Here is a 16,966-nt window from a genome sequence, read left to right as displayed (position 1 = left end):
CCGGCGGCGGAGTGGGGAGTGCCGGAAATGGTGCCGTCGCGAGGGTTCCCCCGTCATGTGATGTATGCCATTGTACATGTCACACTCCCCACCGTGTGCTCGACGGAACCGCTGTGCGGCGCCGTCGCAACGGTCCTCACCCCCATGCGGCCGCACCCCCAACGCGGCCGCCGATGGCCGGAGGCCCCCACGTGAGAACCGCTCGCCCTCTGTCTCAACTACCGCACATAGCACGACTGTTGACGATCACGCTGGCCCTGCTCCTGATGGTCGGCCTGTTCGCCCCGCGCAGCCAGGCCGCACCCGTTCCGGCCTCGCCGCCGTCCGACGGCGCAGCCTCCACCGCGCCCACCGACCCGGGCCCGCAGCCCGGCGCCGGCGCCGCCGTGGATCAGCACGGCAAGAACCGGCCGGTGCCCGCTCGCGACCGCGCCCCGCTCTCGGCCACCGCGCCCACCGCCGACGTGCCGGCCGCCGGTTCGGCGAAGGCCGCCAAGCCGGCCGGGCAGTCGGCCGCGGCCGCAACCGCCGCCACCTGCACGGTCGGTGACTTCACCGGGCGCAGCGGCAGCGCACTCGTCACCCAGATCACCTCGGTCGACCTCGGGTGCATCAACGGGCTCTTCAGCCTCACCGGCACCGACGCCGCCGGGGCGTTCCGTGAGGCCCAGATGGTCACGGTGGCCGACGCCCTGCGCGCCTCCGCCGTCAACTACCCGGGCAACAACACCGCCTCGATCGGCCAGTTGGTGCTCTACCTGCGGGCCGGCTACTTCGTGCAGTGGTACCACGCCACCGACGTGGGCACGTACGGCACCGCCCTGCAGACCTCGATCCGCGGAGCGCTGGACGCCTTCTTCGCCAACTCGCACTCCCGTGACGTCACGTCGGACAACGCCGCCACCCTCGGCGAGGCCGTCACCCTGATCGACAGCGCGCAGGAGAACGCCCGCTACCTGTACGTGGTCAAGCGCATGCTGGCCGACTACAACGCCGCCACCCACAACCCGGCCGGGATGGGCAACGCGCTCAACGGCGTCTTCACCGTGCTCTGGCGCGGCCACCAGCTCCCGGCGTTCGTCACCGCGGTGCAGGCCGACCCGAGCGTGCTGGACTCGCTGTACTCCTTCGCCGCCGCCAACAGCGCCCAACTCGGCGGCGACTACACCTTCCTGGTCTACAACGCCGCCCGTGAGCTGGGCCGCTTCGTCCAGTACGCCCCGCTGCAGGCCAAGACCCGCCCGCTGCTCAAGGGCCTGGCCGACCAGTCCTCGCCGTCCGGCCGGACGGCGTACCAGTGGTCCGCCGTCGCCGAGATGGTCGACTCCTACGACGCGGGGAACTGCTCGTACTACGGGACGTGCGACGCCGCCAACCGCCTCAAGACGGCCAACCTGCCGGTGAACTACACCTGCAGCCCGAGCATCCGGATCCTCGCCCAGGCGCTGGACCAGACCCAGCTCGCCACCGCCTGCACCAGCCTGACCGGGCAGGACGCGTTCTTCCACTCCGTGGTCAAGGACTCGGGCCCGGTCGCCAACGACCGGAACACCACCATCGAGGTCGTGGTCTTCCACTCCAGCTTCGACTACGGGGTGTTCGCCGCGATGATCTACGGCATCAACACCAACAACGGCGGCATGTACCTGGAGGGCAACCCGGCCACCGCCGGCAACCAGCCGCGCTTCCTCGCCTACGAGGCCGAGTGGGTGCGCCCGGACTTCCAGGTCTGGAACCTCAACCACGAGTACACCCACTACCTCGACGGCCGGTTCGACATGTACGGCGACTTCAACGCCGGCATGACGACGCCCACCGTCTGGTGGGTCGAGGGCTTCGCCGAGTACGTCTCCTACTCGTACCGCAAGGTGACGTACGACGCGGCGATGGACGCGGCGCGCCTGCACACCTACCGCCTGAGCACCCTGTTCGACACCACCTACAACAACTCCGACACCGAGCGGGTCTACCGCTGGGGGTACCTGGCCGTCCGCTACATGCTGGAGCAGCACCGGGCGGACATGGACGCGGTGCTCGCCAAGTATCGTGCCGGGGACTGGAACGGTGCGCGCAGCTACCTGACCTCCACCATCGGCACCCGCTACGACGCCGACTTCGACACCTGGCTGACGGCCTGCGCCAACGGCTCCTGCGGCACCGGCACCAACCCGCCCGGCAACCGGGCCCCCACGGCCGCCTTCACCACCGCCGTCGGCGAGCTGGGCGTCACCTTCGTCGACCGTTCGACCGACCCGGACGGCACCATCGCCGCCCGTGCCTGGGACTTCGGCGACGGCACCACCTCGACCGCCGCCAACCCGACCAAGTGGTACTCCGCGGCCGGCACCTACACCGTCACCCTCACCGTGACCGACGACAAGGGCGCCACCGCGAGCACCCGGCAGAACGTCACCGTGGCGCGGCTGCCGGAGTGCTCCGCCGCCGACACCCGGGTGCTCGACCGGAACTGCCGCCGCAGCAACGTGGCGGCGACCACCGGCAACTACGCCCACTTCTACCTGTACGTCCCGGCCGGGACGAAGCAGCTGAAGGTGAGCAGCACCGGCGGCACCGGCAACGCGGACCTCTACTACAACGCGAGCAGCTGGGCGTACACCAACGCCTACACCGCCCGCTCGACCAACCAGAGCAACAACACCGAGACCCTGACCGTCACCAACCCGCCCGCGGGCTACGTCTACTTCAGCCTCTACGCCCAGGCGGGCTTCAGCGGGGTGGACATCAAGGCGGAGTACTGATCGAAGCCGAGCAGTGATCGAGCCCGAGGGCTGATCGAGCCGGAGTACTGATCGAGCCCGAGGGCTGATCGAGGCCGAGCACTGATCCCGGCCGCGTACCCGGCCACGACCGGGCACCCCGGCGGAGCGCACCGCGCCCCGCCGGGGTGCCGTGCGTTCCCGGCCCGCGCTACGCGCCGATCCGCACCAGGGCCAGCGTGATGTTGTCCGGCCCGCCGGCCTCGATCGCCGCCTTCCAGAGGTCGAACGCCGCCCGCCCGTCGGCGCGGTCCGCGTCGTCCAGGTCGGCGTCCTCGCGGACGCGCGCCAGCACCCCGGCCAGCTCCTCGTCCGGCACCGGGTCGGTCAGGCCGTCGCTGCACACCAGGTACCGGTCGCCGGGCGCCAGCGGGGCGCTGCGCACGTGCGGTTCGACGAAGGTCAGGCCGAGCGAGCCGCCGAGCGTCTGGGTGACCATCGAGGTGGTGCGCCGCCCCGGCGCGGGGGGCGGGCTGTCGTCCACGCTGACCCGGCGCAGCCCGTCGCCGGTGATCCGGTAGACCCGGCTGTCGCCGACGTTGAACACCACCGCCGCCTCGGGCAGCAGGACGACGCCCGCGACCGTCGTGCCCATCGCGGCGAGCCCCGGATCCCCGGCCGCGGCGGCGTAGACGGCCCGGTTGCAGGTCTGGAGGGCCTCCCGGACGGCCTCCTCGCCGTCCAGCCCCGGCCCGGCGGCCGCCAGCTGCCGGGCGACGAGCGCGCTCGCGATCTCGCCGGCCGGGTGGCCGCCGAGCCCGTCCGCCACCGCGACCACGCAGGGCGGGCCGATCGGGAACAGCAGGGTCTGCGGGTTGGTGGTCACGGTCGCGCAGAGTGTCCACGGCCCGACTGCGAGGCTGTCCTCGTTGTGCTCCCGCACCAGGCCTTCGTGACTCAGCGCGCTCACCGAGATGTACGCCGTCATCGGCTCGCCGCCCTTCCGGAGGTCCGGGCCGGCCGTTTCCCTGTCCCTCCATTGTCGCCGACCGCCGCCGCCCGGGCCCGGGGGAGCACGGTGGGCGGGGCCGGGCCGACCGCGGGGAATACCGCCGGACCGGCCGGTGCTAAGGTGGTTGAAACTTTGACGATCGGATCCTGAGCCCGGGATTCACCTGGAGTGTGGTGAGCAGCATGCAGTTCGGAATCTTCACCGTCGGCGACGTCACCCCCGACCCCACGACCGGCCGCACCCCGACCGAGCACGAGCGGATCAAGGCGATGGTGGCCATCGCGCGCAAGGCCGAGGAGGTGGGCCTGGACGTTTTCGCGACCGGCGAGCACCACAACCCGCCCTTCGTGCCGTCCTCGCCGACGACCATGCTCGGCTACATCGCCGCGCAGACCGACCGCATCATCCTCTCCACCTCCACCACGCTGATCACCACCAACGACCCGGTGAAGATCGCCGAGGACTTCGCGATGCTCCAGCACCTCGCCGAGGGCCGGGTGGACGTCATGATGGGCCGCGGCAACACCGGCCCGGTCTACCCGTGGTTCGGCCAGGACATCCGCCAGGGCATCCCGCTCGCGGTCGAGAACTACGCGCTGCTGCACCAGCTGTGGCGCGAGGACGTGGTGGACTGGCAGGGCCGGTTCCGCACCCCGTTGCAGTCCTTCACCGCCACCCCGCGCCCGCTGGACGGCGTCCCGCCGTTCGTCTGGCACGGCTCGATCCGCAGCCCGGAGATCGCCGAGCAGGCCGCCTACTACGGTGACGGCTTCTTCGCGAACAACATCTTCTGGCCCAAGGAGCACTTCCGGAAGCTGGTCGACCTCTACCGCGAGCGCTACGCCCACTACGGCCACGGCACGCCCGAGCAGGCGTACGTCGGCCTCGGCGGGCAGGTGTTCATGCGGAAGAACTCGCAGGACGCGGTGCGGGAGTTCCGGCCCTACTTCGACAACGCGCCCGTGTACGGGCACGGTCCCTCGCTGGAGGAGTTCACCGAGCAGACCCCGCTCACCGTGGGCAGCCCGCGGGAGGTCGTCGAGAAGACGCTCGCCTTCCGCGAGACCTTCGGCGACTACCAGCGCCAGCTGTTCCTGATGGACCACGCCGGCCTGCCGCTGAAGACCGTGCTGGAGCAGCTGGACCTGCTCGGCGAGGAGGTCGTGCCGGTGCTCCGGGCGGAGTTCGCCAAGGACCGGCCGGCCGGCGTCCCGGACGGGCCGACGCACGCCGCCCGGGTCGCGGCCGGGCTCGCCGCCCAGCAGGAGCAGCAGGAGCAGGAGCGGATCACGGAGGTGGCCAAGTGAGCACGTACCGACTGGTGGTGGTGAGCGCCGGGCTCAGCAAGCCGTCCTCGACCAGGCTGCTGGCCGACCGGCTCGCCGAATCGACGGTCCGTCAACTCGGGGCACAGGGTGGCCCGGTGGACGTCACGGTGATCGAACTGCGGGACCTCGCCACCGAGATCGCGCACAACTTCGTGGCCGGCTTCCCCGGACCGGCGCTGCGCGGGGCGATCGAGGCGGTGACGCAGGCGGACGGCCTGATCGCCGTCACCCCGATCTTCACCGCCTCGTACAGCGGCCTGTTCAAGTCGTTCTTCGACGTGATCGACCACGACGCGCTGGCCGGCAAGCCGGTGCTCATCGCCGCCACCGGCGGTACCCCGCGGCACTCGCTCGCCCTGGAGCACGCCGTCCGCCCGCTCTTCGCCTACCTGCGGGCGGTGGTCGTGCCGACCGCGGTGTACGCGGCCACCGACGACTGGGGCGCGGCGGGGGGCGGACCCGCCGACGGCCTGCCGGGCCGGATCGACCGGGCGGCGGGCGAGCTGGCCGCGTTGTCGGCCGGCCGCGGCCCGGCGCCCGCGGTGCGAGCGCAGGCCGTGGTGCCGTTCGCCGAGCAGCTGGCGGCGCTGCGGGTGTGAGCGCGGGGGAGTGGCGGGAGCGCGGGGGCGGGCCTTCTGGTCCGCCCCCGCGGCATGCCCGGAGGTCTCACGCGCCGCGCGCGTCGTATGCGGCGCGGGCGGCCGCGATCTCCCGCTGGTGCGACTCGGTCCAGTGCACGAGCGACTGGATGGTGGCGTGCAGCGTCCGCCCGAGCGGGGTCAGCGCGTAGTCGACCCGGGGCGGGACGACGGGGTGGACGGTGCGCGAGACGAGCCCGTCGCGCTCCAGCTGGCGCAGGGTGACGGTCAGCATCCGCTGGCTGACCCCGTCGATCGCCCGCCGCAGCTCGGTGAAGCGCAGCGAGCGGTGGTCGAGCAGGGAGATCACCAGCAGCGACCACTTGTCGGCGATCCGGTCGAGGATCTGCCGGACTTCGCAGTCCTCCCGGGAGTCCCACTGGAGCACGTCGTACCCGTCCTCGGTACCCGTGCAGTGCGTCGGTGACTTCAAAGTGCCTTCTTCCACGGTTCCTGATGCTGCCGCAGGATGACGAGTGGTTACAAGAGGGAACCGACCGGCCGCATCGGAACCGACCGGATTCCGCCCCCCTCGCCTCCCTTCCGTGCAGGAGACCTCCGTGTCCGTGTCATCAGCCGTGCCCGAAACCGGGAGCCCGAGCGGCTCCGCCGACCCCCGGTCCGCCGCTCCGGGCACCCCGCCCCGACCGCGCGGCCGCGACGCCGCCCTCCTCCTCGTGCTCTGCGGCGCGATCTTCCTGGAGGGCATCGACGTCGCCATGCTGAACGTGGCGCTGCCGTCCGTCCGCACCGACCTGGGCATGTCCACCGGGGCGCTCAGCTGGGTGCTCAGCGCCTACGTACTGGGCTACGGCGGGTTCATGCTGCTCGGCGGCCGGGTGGCCGACCTGCTGGGCCGGCGGCGGGTGTTCCTGCTCTCGCTCACCGTCTTCGTCCTCTTCTCCGGGCTCGGCGGGCTGGCCGGCGAGGGCTGGGTGCTGATCCTGGCGCGGTTCGTCACCGGCCTCTCCGCCGCCTTCATGACCCCGGCCGGCCTGGCGGTCATCACCACCACCTTCGACGAGGGCCCCCGTCGCAACCGCGCCCTGCTGGTCTACGCGGGGACGGCGGCCGCCGGATTCTCGCTCGGCCTGGTGGCCGGCGGGCTGCTGACGGCGGTCGGCTGGCGCTGGGTGTTCTTCGCGCCGGTGCTGCTGGCCGGCGGGCTGCTGCTGGCGGCGCTGCGGCTCGTCCCCCGCGACGCGGCCCCGGCCGGGCGGTCCGGCGAGCGCTTCGACCTGGCCGGCGCCGTCACCGCGACCGGCGCGATGCTGCTGCTGGTGTACGCCGTGGTCCGGCTCGGCGAGCCGGGCGCCTCGGCGGCGGGGACGGCGGCGGTGGCCGCCGCCGGCCTGGTGCTGCTGGCCGCCTTCGCCGTGATCGAGCGCCGCTCGGCCGCGCCGCTCGTCCGGCTCGGTCTGCTCCGCTCGGGGCCCCTGCTGCGGGCCAACCTCGGGGCGATGCTGTTCGCCGGATCCTTCTTCGGCTTCCAGTTCGTCGTCACCCTCTACCTCCAGGACCTGCGCGGCTGGTCGCCGCTGCAGACCGGTCTGGCGCTGCTCGCGGTCGGCGTCGACGCCGTCCTGGCGCCCACCCTCACGCCGAAGCTCGTCGAGCGGTTCGGCAACGCCCGGGTGATCCTCGGCGGCTTCTGCCTGGCGGCGGTCTCGTACGCGCTGTTCCTGCCGGTCGGACCGGACTGGTCCTACCCGGTGATGTTCCCGACCATGATCCTGACCGGGCTGGCCTTCGCGCTCGCCTACGGGCCGCTGACCATCGCGGCCACCGAGGGGGTCGCCGAGGAGGAGCAGGGCCTGGCCGGCGGACTGCTCAACACCGCGTTCCAGTTCGGTGCGGCGCTCGGCCTCTCGGCGGTGACGACGGTGAATCTGGCCGCCCTCGGAGCGGGGGCGGAGCCGCTGGACGGCTTCCGGGCGGCGCTTGCGGTGCCCGTGGCGGCGGTGCTGCTGGGTGCGCTGGTGACGGCGTCGGGCCTCGGCCGCCGCGCCCGGGTCTGACCGCAGCCACCCGGCCGGCACCCGGCTGCCACCCGGACGGCCCCGGGCGGGACACCGCCCGCCCGGGGCCGTCCGGGCGTGTGTCGGCCGCGCCCGAACGCCGGGTCTGCGGTGTAATCGTACGCATGATCAGATTTGTCCTGATCCGTTGTGCCCGCCCCTCCCGCGAGTCCTGAGCCGGAGCCCGCCATGCCACCCGCATCAGCCGTACCGCCGGCCCCCGACCGGCCGTCCGAGTCCGCCCGGCCCGAGAACGCGCCGCCCGCGAGCGCCGGGGCCGGGAACGCCGCGCCGGGGGAGGCACCGCCGCCGGAGCCGCAGGATGTCCTCACCCCGCTCACCGGCGCCGCCGTCTTCCTGGTGCTGACCATCGACCCCGGCGGCGAGCAGGCGGTCCGCGACCTGCTGCCCGACCTCGCCGGGCTGCGCCGCTCGGTCGGCTTCCGGGCCCCGGACGGCGGGCTGGTCTGCGTCGCCGGGATCGGCTCCGAGGCCTGGGACCGGCTCTTCGGCGGCCCCAGGCCCGCCGGGCTGCACCCCTTCCGGGAGGTGGCCGGCGCCCGCCACCGCGCCCCGGCCACCGCCGGCGACCTGCTGATCCACCTCCGGGCCACCCGGATGGACCTCTGCTTCGAGCTGGCCGGCCTGCTCACCCGGCGGCTGGCCGGCGCGGCCACCGTGGTGGACTCCGCGGAGGGCTTCCGCTACTTCGACAACCGCGACCTGCTGGGCTTCGTCGACGGCACCGAGAACCCCGAGGGCCGGGCGGCCACCGCCGCGGTCACCGTCGGCGCGGAGGACGCGGACTTCGCCGGCGGCAGCTACGTCGTCGTGCAGAAGTACCTGCACGATCTGGACGCCTGGAACGCCCTCGCGGTGGAGCAGCAGGAGCGGGCGGTCGGCCGCACCAAGCTCGCCGACGTCGAACTGGACGACGACGCGAAGCCCGCCGACTCGCACGTCGCCCTCACCACCGTCACCGGCCCGGACGGCGAGGAGCGGCAGATCATGCGCTACAACATGCCGTTCGGCTCCTTCGGGGGAGACGGTGAGTTCGGCACCTACTTCATCGGCTACGCCGCGACCCCCGAGGTGACGGAGGAGATGCTGCGCAACATGTTCGTCGGGCGCCCGCCGGGCCGCCACGACCGGCTGCTCGACTTCTCCACGGCCGTCACCGGATCCCTGTACTACGTGCCGACCGCGGACTTCCTGGACGACCCGCCGCCCGCGCCGGCCGCCGCCCCCGCGTCCGCCGCGCTGCCCGCGCCCGCCGCCCTGCCCGCCGTTCCCGTCACCTCCGATGGCTCGCTCGCCATCGGCAGTCTGAAGAGGACCCCCGCACGATGAGCAATCTGCACCGCGACCTGGCCCCCGTCTCCGCCGCCGCCTGGGCGGAGATCGAAGAGGAGGCCCGGCAGACCTTCACGCTCCACGTCGCCGGCCGCCGCGTGGTCGACCTGACCGGCCCCGAGGGCACCGCGCTCGCCGCCGTCGGCACCGGTCACCTGACCCCGATCGACCCGCCGGCCGCGGGCGTCCTCGCGCACGCCCGCGAGGCCCGGCCGCTGGTCGAACTCCGGGTGCCCTTCACCGTCTCCCGGGCCGCGGTGGACGACGTCGAGCGCGGATCCCGGGACTCCGACTGGCAGCCGGTCAAGGACGCCGCCCGCACCCTCGCCCTCGCCGAGGACGGCGCGGTCTTCGAGGGTTACCGGGCGGCGGCCGTCGAGGGCATCCGGTCCGGCGCCACCAACCCGCCGATCCCGCTGCCGGAGGACGTCCGGGACTACCCGACCACGGTCAGCCAGGCCCTCACCGCGCTGCGCCTGGCCGGGGTCGGCGGCCCGTACTCGCTGCTCCTCGGCGCCGACCCCTACACGGCGGTCAGCGAGACCAGCGACCACGGCTACCCCGTCGCCGCGCACATCGCCCGGCTGCTGGACGGCGAGATCATCTGGGCCCCGGCGATCCGGGGCGCCTTCCTGCTCTCCACCCGGGGCGGCGACTTCGAGCTCGTCCTCGGCCAGGACGTCTCGGTCGGCTACCTCGCGCACGACGCCGAGTCGGTCTCGCTCTACCTCCAGGAGTCGCTGACCTTCCGGGTCTGCACCGGCGAGGCGGCCGTCGCCCTCGGCGGCTGAGGCGCCCTCCGGAGGCCGAAGGGTACTGAGTTCCTTTACGAGGGGTACTGAGTGCCGTATCCTCTCCGGAGAGCCTCTGACGCCAGTCAAGGAGAGCCGACACGGCATGCCGGCCCAGGTGGTGCCTGCTGCGCGCAGGTCACGGCCGGGCCGGACTTGGCACTCAGTACCCTCGGCAGAACCTGAGGCCATGGCCCAGTGCACCCGTAACAGGAGAACCGCTCATGAGCTTGAGGATCGTTGTCTGTGTGAAGCACGTGCCGGACGCGACGGGTGACCGTCGTTTCGCGGACGACCACACCACCGACCGGGAGGGCGTGGACGGCCTCCTGTCGGAGCTGGACGAGTACGGCGTGGAGCAGGCGCTGCGGATCGCGGAGGCGCACGGTGACGCCGAGGTGACGGTGCTGACGGTGGGTCCGGACGATGCGAAGGACGCGCTGCGCAAGGCGTTGTCGATGGGTGCGGACAAGGCCGTGCACGTGAACGACGACGACATTCACGGGTCGGACGTGATCGCGACGTCGGCGGTGCTGGCGAAGGCGCTGGAGAAGACCGGTTTCGATCTGGTGATCGGTGGTATGGCGTCGACGGACGGGACGACGGGTGTGCTGCCGGCGTTGCTGGCGGAGCGGCTGGGTGTGCCGCAGGTGACGCTGCTGTCCGAGGTGTCGGTCGAGGGTGGTGTGGTGAAGGGCCGTCGTGACGGTGACGCGGCGACGGAGCTGGTGGAGGCGTCGCTGCCGGCGGTGGTGTCGGTGACGGACCAGTCGGGTGAGGCCCGGTACCCGTCGTTCAAGGGGATCATGGCGGCGAAGAAGAAGCCGGTCGAGTCGCTGGACCTGGACGATCTGGGGATCGGGGCGGGCGAGGTCGGTCTGGCCGGGTCGTGGACGGCGGTGGAGTCGGTGACGGCGCGTCCGGCGCGTACCGCGGGCACGGTCGTGAAGGACGAGGGTGAGGGCGGCAAGCAGCTCGCCGGGTTCCTCGCCGACCAGAAGTTCATCTGAGCCGGCCCCGGCCGGTCCACCCCCACCCCGATCCACAGCGAAGTACGGAGACATAGAGCAATGGCTGAGATTCTCGTCCTGGTGGACCACGCCGACGGTGTGGTGCGCAAGCCGGCCCTGGAGCTGCTGACCCTGGCCCGTCGGATCGGCGAGCCGTCGGCCGTCGTCCTGGGTGCGGGTGATGCCGCGGCCGGTATCGCGGCGAAGGTCGCCGAGTTCGGTGCGGCGAAGGTGTACGTCGCGGACGGTGCGGAGTTCGCGGACCGGCTGGTCGTCCCGAAGGTGGACGCGCTGGCGCAGATCGCGAAGGCCGTGGACGCGGCCGCGGTGCTGGTCACGTCCTCGGGTGAGGGCAAGGAGGTCGCGGCGCGGGTGGCGCTGCGGATCGGTTCGGGCATCATCACCGATGCGGTGGACGTGGAGGCGGGTGCGGACGGTCCGGTCGCGACGCAGTCGGTGTTCGCGGCGTCGTTCCAGGTGAAGGCGAAGGTGTCGCACGGTGCGCCGGTCATCACGGTGAAGCCGAACGCGGTGGCGCCGGAGGCCGTGGCGGCCGCGGGCGTGGTGGAGAACGTGTCGGTGGCGTTCACGGGCAACGCGGCGACGGTGACCTCGCGGACGCCGCGGGTGTCCAGTGGTCGTCCGGAGCTGACGGAGGCCGCGGTCGTGGTCTCGGGTGGTCGTGGTGTGGGTGCGGCCGAGGGCTTTGGCGTGGTCGAGGAGCTCGCGGACGCGCTGGGCGCGGCCGTCGGTGCCTCGCGTGCGGCCGTCGACGCGGGTTGGTACCCGCACAGCAGCCAGGTCGGCCAGACCGGCAAGCAGGTCTCCCCGCAGCTCTATGTGGCCAACGGCATCTCCGGTGCGATCCAGCACCGCGCGGGCATGCAGACCTCGAAGACCATCGTGGCCGTCAACAAGGACCCGGAGGCCCCGATCTTCGAGCTGGTCGACTACGGCGTCGTCGGCGACCTCTTCGCCGTGCTGCCGCAGCTCACCGCCGAGGTGAAGGCCCGCAAGGCCTGATCGCCCGCTCGGGCCCGCCCCGAGCGGGCCGGTACGGCGGAGGGCGTGGCACCGAGTACCCGGTGCCACGCCCTCCGCCGTACCGGCGTCCCCCCGGCCGGCCTACTCCGCGAACGCCGCCAGGTGCTGCGTGAAACCGCCCTGGGCCGGCGGCAGCGGGCGCGGCTCGGCCGGCTGGACGCGCTCGGCCTCCTCCTGGGGGATCAGCGTCAGCTCGGGCTGGTCGGAGCCCGGTGCGGGCGTCAGCCGGACCCTGGTGCCCACCGGGACGGTGCTGCGCAGGCCGTTCACGATGCACCAGACGTCGAAGCCCTCGGCCATCCGGATCAGTGACTTCTGGCGGGCCAGCGGCGTCCGGGCCTGTTCGACCGCACAGCGGCGCACCACGCCGGTGCCCTCGCTGACCTCCAGGCGCAGCTCGGTGGAGCCGCAGGTCGGGCAGAGCAGGCGCTGGAACGTCGGGTTGTTGCACCACGTGCAGCGCTGGAAGTAGAGCGGGATGCCCTCGGTGTCGGCGTCGATGGCTGAGTGGACCACGGTGTCATCTCCCTGCGCTCGGACCTGGCTGCCGCAACTGGAAAAAGGATAGGGAACTCAGTACCGCCCTGGGAAGGCACTGAGTTCCCTTTTTGCTGCACGCATGCATAATGAAGGGTACTGAGTGCCGTCGCGACACAGGAGTGCCGATCATGAGCCAGGACTTCGATCTCTTCCGGATCTCCGAGGAGCACGGGATGCTCCGTGAGGCGGTGCGTTCGCTGTCCGAGGCGAAGATCGCTCCGTTCGCGGCGGAGGTGGACGAGCTGGGGCGGTTCCCGCAGGAGGCGTTGGACGCGTTGCAGGGCAATGACCTGCATGCGGTGCATGTGCCGGAGGAGTTCGGTGGTGCGGGGGCGGATGCGCTGGCGACGGTGATCGTGATCGAGGAGGTGGCGCGGGTGTGCGCCTCGTCGTCGTTGATCCCGGCGGTGAACAAGCTGGGTTCGCTGCCGGTGCAGTTGTCGGGGTCGCAGGAGTTGAAGGCGAAGTACCTGGGGGCGTTGGCGCGGGGTGAGGGGATGTTCTCGTACTGCCTGTCGGAGCCGGAGGCGGGTTCGGACGCGGCGGGGATGCGGACCCGGGCGGTGCGGGACGGGGATTTCTGGGTGCTGAACGGTGTGAAGCGCTGGATCACCAATGCGGGGGTGTCGGAGTTCTACACGGTGATGGCGGTGACGGATCCGGAGCTGCGGTCGAAGGGGATCTCGGCGTTCGTGGTGGAGAAGGGCGATGCGGGGGTGTCGTTCGGTGCGCCGGAGCGGAAGTTGGGGATCAAGGGGTCGCCGACGCGTGAGGTGTATTTCGACAATGTGCGGATTCCGGCGGACCGGATGATCGGTGCGGAGGGGACGGGGTTCGCGACGGCGATGCGGACGTTGGACCACACGCGGGTGACGATCGCGGCGCAGGCGTTGGGGATCGCGCAGGGGGCGTTGGACTATGCGAAGGGGTATGTGCGGGAGCGCAAGCAGTTCGGTAGGCCGATCGGTGATTTCCAGGGTGTGCAGTTCATGTTGGCGGACATGGCGATGAAGTTGGAGGCGGCGCGTCAGCTGACGTATGCGGCGGCGGCGAAGTCGCAGCGTGGGGACGGGGATCTGACGTTCTTCGGGGCGGCGGCGAAGTGCTACGCGTCGGATGCGGCGATGGAGATCACGACGGATGCGGTGCAGTTGCTGGGTGGGTACGGGTACACGCGGGACTATCCGGTGGAGCGGATGATGCGGGACGCGAAGATCACGCAGATCTACGAGGGCACCAACCAGATCCAGCGCATCGTGATGGCCCGCAACCTGCCGTAACGGCACGCCCGCAACGGGCCGCGCCACGGTGCACCCGACCCCCGGGTGCACCGCGGCGCACGCACGACCGGCTGTTCGAGGCCGGTGCTATGTTCCGGGAATGAGCGAGCAGGAAGAACAGGACCAGCCCATGAACGACGGGCCGCCGAAGCCGGCGATGCGCGAGGCGCTGGTCGCCGCCGCCTTCGAACTCTTCCTGGAACGCGGTTTCGAACAGACCACGATCGACGACATCGTCTCGCTCGCCGGGGTCGGCCGCCGCTCCTTCTTCCGCTACTTCCCGGCCAAGGAGGACGTGGTCTTCCCCGACCACGAACGCAGCCTCGCCGAGATGACGGAGTTCCTGGAGTCCGGCAGCGGGGACGAGGACCCGGTCCGGCACGCCTGCGACGCCGCCCGGCTCGTCCTGCAGATGTACGCCGAACAGCCCTCCTTCTCCGTACAGCGCTACCGGCTCACCCGCAAGGTGCCCGGCCTGCGCGCGTACGAGCTGTCGGTGGTCTGGCGCTACGAGCACACGCTCGCGCACTACCTGCGCGGGCGGTTCGCCGACCGGGCGGACGGCGCGCTGCGCGCGGACGTGATCGCGGCCGCCGTGGTCTCCGCGCACAACCACGCGCTGCGGACGTGGCTGCGCTCCGGGGGCGAGAGCGACTGGGTCACCGAGGTGGACGCGGCGATGGCCTTCGTCACCGGCACCTGGAGCGACCGGCCGGCCGACGCCGGGGCGGCCGGCGAGGCGGACCCGGACGACGTGGTGGTGCTGGTCGCCAGCCGCCGGGCACCGCTCTGGCGGATGGTGCAGGGCATCGAGAGCGCACTCGGGGAGTCCCGCCAGGTCCCGCAGGAGTCCTGACCCTCCGGCACCGCGCGCTGCGCTGTGCCCCGCCGGCCCCGCGCGGTGTGCCCCGGGGCGAGGCCTCACCCGTCCTGCGCAACCCGGTCGCGGCGCGCCGTGCGGTGCGCGTCCGCCGCCGTGCGAGCCCCCGGGGCGCGGGCGAGACTCGGTCGCAGGACGGGGCCCGGCGGTGGCCACCCCGGGGAGCGCCAAGGAGCAGGCATGCCCGAGCAGACCCGGTCGGCGAGCGGGAGCCCCACGCTGCGCGAGGTGCTGCTGAAGAAGGGGTACATCGGGCTGCTGCTGATCGCGGCGCTCGTCGGCGCCCCGGTGTCGCTGGCCGCGTTCGGCTTCGTCAGCCTGGAGCACGAACTCCAGCACTGGGTCTGGGAGAGCCTGCCGACGGCTCTCGGCATGGACCGCGCGCCCTGGTGGTGGCCGCTGCCCGCGCTGCTGCTCGCCGGCCTGCTGGTGGCGCCCGTCGTCACCCGGCTGCCCGGACGCGGCGGCCACATCCCCGTGGACGGCCTCGGCGGGCCGCCCATGCCACCGGTGAGCGTTCCGGGTGTGGTGCTGGCGGCCCTGGCCTGCCTGCCGCTCGGTGCGGTGCTCGGGCCCGAGGCGCCGCTGATGGCGATGGGCAGCGGCCTGGCCCTGCTCGCGGTCAGCTCGGCGAAGCGCTCCGCCCAGCCCCAGCTCTCACCGGTGCTGGGTGCGGCCGGTTCGGCGGCGGCGATCTCCACCATCTTCGGCAGCCCGCTGGTCGCCGCCGTGATGATCATCGAGGCGGCCGGGCTCGGCGGCCCGAAGCTGACCCTGCTGATCCTCCCGTGCCTGCTGGCCAGCGGCGTCGGCGCGCTGGTGTTCACCGGCTTCGGCAACTGGACCGGTCTGTCGATCGGCGCGCTGTCGCTGCCCTCCGTGCCGAAGACGGCCGTGCCCGACCTCGCCGACTTCGTCTGGGGCATCCCGCTCGCGGTGGTGGTGGCCCTGATCTGCGTGTGTGGCCAGAGCGTCGGCCGGCGGGTCAAGGCTTACACCAACGGCGACCCGACCGGCTCCGCGCCACCACCGACCGCCCGGGTGACGGCCGTCCGGACGGTGGTCTGCGCGGTCGCTGTCGGCGTCTGCATCTGCGCGTACGCCCTCCTCACCGGGCGCTCGCCGGAGGAGGCCGCACTCTCCGGTCAGCTGACCCTCGGGGCCTTGGCCGCGCAGCCGGCCTCCTGGTCGATCGGCGCCCTGATCGCCCTGACGCTCTGCAAGGCGGCCGGCTGGGGCATCTCGCTCGGCAGCCTGCGCGGTGGCCCGATCTTCCCGGCGATCCTGATCGGTGCCGCCACCGGGGTCGTCTTCGGGCCGCTGCCCGGCCTCGGCATCGCGCAGGGCCTGGCGGCCGGGATCGCCGCCTCCGCTGCCGCCGTCACCCGGCTGCCCGTCACCAGCGCCGTGCTCGCGGCGGAACTGCTCGGCTCGGAAGCCACCGACGCGCTGCCGCTGGTGATCGTCGCGGCGGTCACCGCGTTCGTGTCGGGCGAGCTGTTCCGCAGCCTCGCCCGCCGCCGGTCCGCCGCGTCACCGGACGGACCGAGCCCGGTGGCGGAGGCGGGCTGACGCCTGCTCCGGGGGCGTCTGCTCCGGGGGAGCGGGGGCGCGGGCCTCTTGACGTCGGTCGGTCCGGTCCGGGCCGGTCCGGGACGGTGCGGTGGGTGTCGGGTCGGTCGGTCGGTCGCGGTCGCCGCTCCGCTACGGCTGCGGTCGGCCGAGGTACTGCTCGATGCGTTGCTGGTTCTCCACCAGCCGCAGGCAGAGGTGGCGCAGCTGGCCCAGCTCCTCCGGTGAGAAGCCGTGGAAGACCGCGGCCATCGCGCGCTCGGTGGGCTCCCGGAACTCCTCCAGCCAGGCTCGCCCGTCCGCCGTGACGGCGACCAGGACGGCCCGGCGGTCGCGCGGGTCGGGCAGCCGTCGGGCGAGGCCTTCGCGCTCCAGGGTGTCGACCAGTCCGGTGACGTTGCGCGAGCTCACCCCGCCGGCCCTGGCCAGCTCGCCGACGGTGAGCCCGGCCGGGGCGGCGGGGTCGGTGCGGTCGGTCCGGTCCGCGGTGCCGGGCTCGGCCGGGCCCGGCACCCCGGCGGCCGCGTTCAGCCGGATCAACACGTCCAGAGCGCCGGAGCTGAGCCCACGGCCCTGGGTGCCGTGCGTCCGCAGCCGTTCCACGGCATGGAAGGCCGAGCGGGCGGCGGCCGCCGCCTCCAGCGCGAGGGTGTCCCCGTTGTGGGTGAACCCGGTCATGGCGGCCCGCACCCGGGTGTCGTACAGCCGCCCTTCGGCATCGCGGTCCAGTGGTCCTGAGGCCGGTTCCTGAGAAGTATGTACGTCCTTCATAATGAAGTCATT

15 protein-coding genes are annotated in these 16,966 nt (G+C 72.5%); 11 read left to right on the top strand and 4 right to left on the bottom strand.

The features are described 5' to 3' along the window. The first annotated feature begins 266 nt into the window (after window positions 1–266). Window positions 267–2,759 (top strand): collagenase, encoded by a 2,493-nt coding sequence (locus OH807_RS10920; RefSeq protein ID WP_406210888.1) that lies wholly within the window; start codon window positions 267–269, stop codon window positions 2,757–2,759. A 169-nt stretch (window positions 2,760–2,928) separates the two neighbouring features. Here the strand turns inward: OH807_RS10920 and OH807_RS10915 are convergent, their stop codons facing one another. After that, window positions 2,929–3,705 carry a PP2C family protein-serine/threonine phosphatase gene (locus OH807_RS10915; RefSeq protein ID WP_406196938.1) on the bottom strand — a complete coding sequence of 259 codons (777 nt, stop codon included), beginning with the start codon at window positions 3,703–3,705 and terminating at the stop codon, window positions 2,929–2,931. A 206-nt stretch (window positions 3,706–3,911) separates the two neighbouring features. On the opposite strand from OH807_RS10915, the gene OH807_RS10910 reads away from it, so the two are divergent. Then, window positions 3,912–5,036: an LLM class flavin-dependent oxidoreductase gene (locus OH807_RS10910; RefSeq protein WP_406196935.1), complete on the top strand. Its 1,125-nt coding sequence runs from the start codon at window positions 3,912–3,914 to the stop codon at window positions 5,034–5,036. Further along, window positions 5,033–5,656 (top strand): FMN reductase, encoded by a 624-nt coding sequence (locus OH807_RS10905; protein WP_406196933.1) that lies wholly within the window; start codon window positions 5,033–5,035, stop codon window positions 5,654–5,656. Before OH807_RS10910 ends, OH807_RS10905 begins: the two co-directional genes overlap by 4 nt. A 67-nt stretch (window positions 5,657–5,723) precedes the next feature. Here the strand turns inward: OH807_RS10905 and OH807_RS10900 are convergent, their stop codons facing one another. Continuing rightward, a complete protein-coding gene (locus OH807_RS10900) occupies window positions 5,724–6,143 on the bottom strand; it encodes a winged helix-turn-helix transcriptional regulator (RefSeq protein WP_406196931.1) in 420 nt (139 codons plus the stop codon). 112 nt (window positions 6,144–6,255) lie between these two features. Here OH807_RS10900 and OH807_RS10895 point away from each other — a divergent pair, with 112 nt between their 5' ends. The 5 genes from OH807_RS10895 (at window position 6,256) to OH807_RS10875 (ending at window position 11,890) form a co-directional block, all read left to right on the top strand. Continuing rightward, the gene (locus tag OH807_RS10895) at window positions 6,256–7,713 is read left to right on the top strand and encodes an MFS transporter (RefSeq protein ID WP_406196929.1); all 1,458 of its coding nucleotides are present in this window, start codon (window positions 6,256–6,258) and stop codon (window positions 7,711–7,713) included. Window positions 7,714–7,902: 189 nt separating this feature from the next. After that, the gene (locus OH807_RS10890) at window positions 7,903–9,063 is read left to right on the top strand and encodes a Dyp-type peroxidase (protein WP_406196927.1); all 1,161 of its coding nucleotides are present in this window, start codon (window positions 7,903–7,905) and stop codon (window positions 9,061–9,063) included. Further along, window positions 9,060–9,857: a family 1 encapsulin nanocompartment shell protein gene (locus OH807_RS10885; RefSeq protein WP_406196925.1), complete on the top strand. Its 798-nt coding sequence runs from the start codon at window positions 9,060–9,062 to the stop codon at window positions 9,855–9,857. Before OH807_RS10890 ends, OH807_RS10885 begins: the two co-directional genes overlap by 4 nt. Before the next feature lie 224 nt (window positions 9,858–10,081). Continuing rightward, window positions 10,082–10,867 (top strand): electron transfer flavoprotein subunit beta/FixA family protein, encoded by a 786-nt coding sequence (locus OH807_RS10880; protein ID WP_406196922.1) that lies wholly within the window; start codon window positions 10,082–10,084, stop codon window positions 10,865–10,867. 60 nt (window positions 10,868–10,927) lie between these two features. Next, complete coding sequence (locus OH807_RS10875; RefSeq protein WP_406196920.1) at window positions 10,928–11,890, top strand: electron transfer flavoprotein subunit alpha/FixB family protein; 963 nt, start codon at window positions 10,928–10,930, stop codon at window positions 11,888–11,890. Window positions 11,891–11,992: 102 nt separating this feature from the next. On the opposite strand, the gene OH807_RS10870 is transcribed toward OH807_RS10875, so the two are convergent. Beyond that, window positions 11,993–12,427 (bottom strand): hypothetical protein, encoded by a 435-nt coding sequence (locus OH807_RS10870; RefSeq protein WP_406196918.1) that lies wholly within the window; start codon window positions 12,425–12,427, stop codon window positions 11,993–11,995. A gap of 152 nt (window positions 12,428–12,579) precedes the next feature. On the opposite strand from OH807_RS10870, the gene OH807_RS10865 reads away from it, so the two are divergent. From OH807_RS10865 to OH807_RS10855, 3 genes are all read left to right on the top strand, one after another. Continuing rightward, the gene (locus tag OH807_RS10865; RefSeq protein ID WP_406196916.1) at window positions 12,580–13,731 is read left to right on the top strand and encodes an acyl-CoA dehydrogenase family protein; all 1,152 of its coding nucleotides are present in this window, start codon (window positions 12,580–12,582) and stop codon (window positions 13,729–13,731) included. Window positions 13,732–13,888: 157 nt separating this feature from the next. Then, window positions 13,889–14,587 carry a TetR family transcriptional regulator gene (locus tag OH807_RS10860; protein WP_406210886.1) on the top strand — a complete coding sequence of 233 codons (699 nt, stop codon included), beginning with the start codon at window positions 13,889–13,891 and terminating at the stop codon, window positions 14,585–14,587. 204 nt (window positions 14,588–14,791) lie between these two features. Further along, on the top strand, window positions 14,792–16,183 hold the full coding sequence (locus OH807_RS10855; protein WP_406196914.1) for a chloride channel protein: 1,392 nt from the start codon (window positions 14,792–14,794) through the stop codon (window positions 16,181–16,183). A 132-nt stretch (window positions 16,184–16,315) separates the two neighbouring features. Here OH807_RS10855 and OH807_RS10850 read toward each other — a convergent pair whose 3' ends face one another. Then, window positions 16,316–16,861 carry a MarR family winged helix-turn-helix transcriptional regulator gene (locus OH807_RS10850; protein ID WP_406196911.1) on the bottom strand — a complete coding sequence of 182 codons (546 nt, stop codon included), beginning with the start codon at window positions 16,859–16,861 and terminating at the stop codon, window positions 16,316–16,318. Between the last annotated feature and the right edge of the window lie 105 nt (window positions 16,862–16,966).

This window comes from Kitasatospora sp. NBC_01560, assembly GCF_045208415.1.
Lineage (GTDB): Bacteria > Actinomycetota > Actinomycetes > Streptomycetales > Streptomycetaceae > Kitasatospora.
Note: the sequence above shows the minus strand (reverse complement) of the source record. Positions and strands in the feature narration are given on the sequence as shown.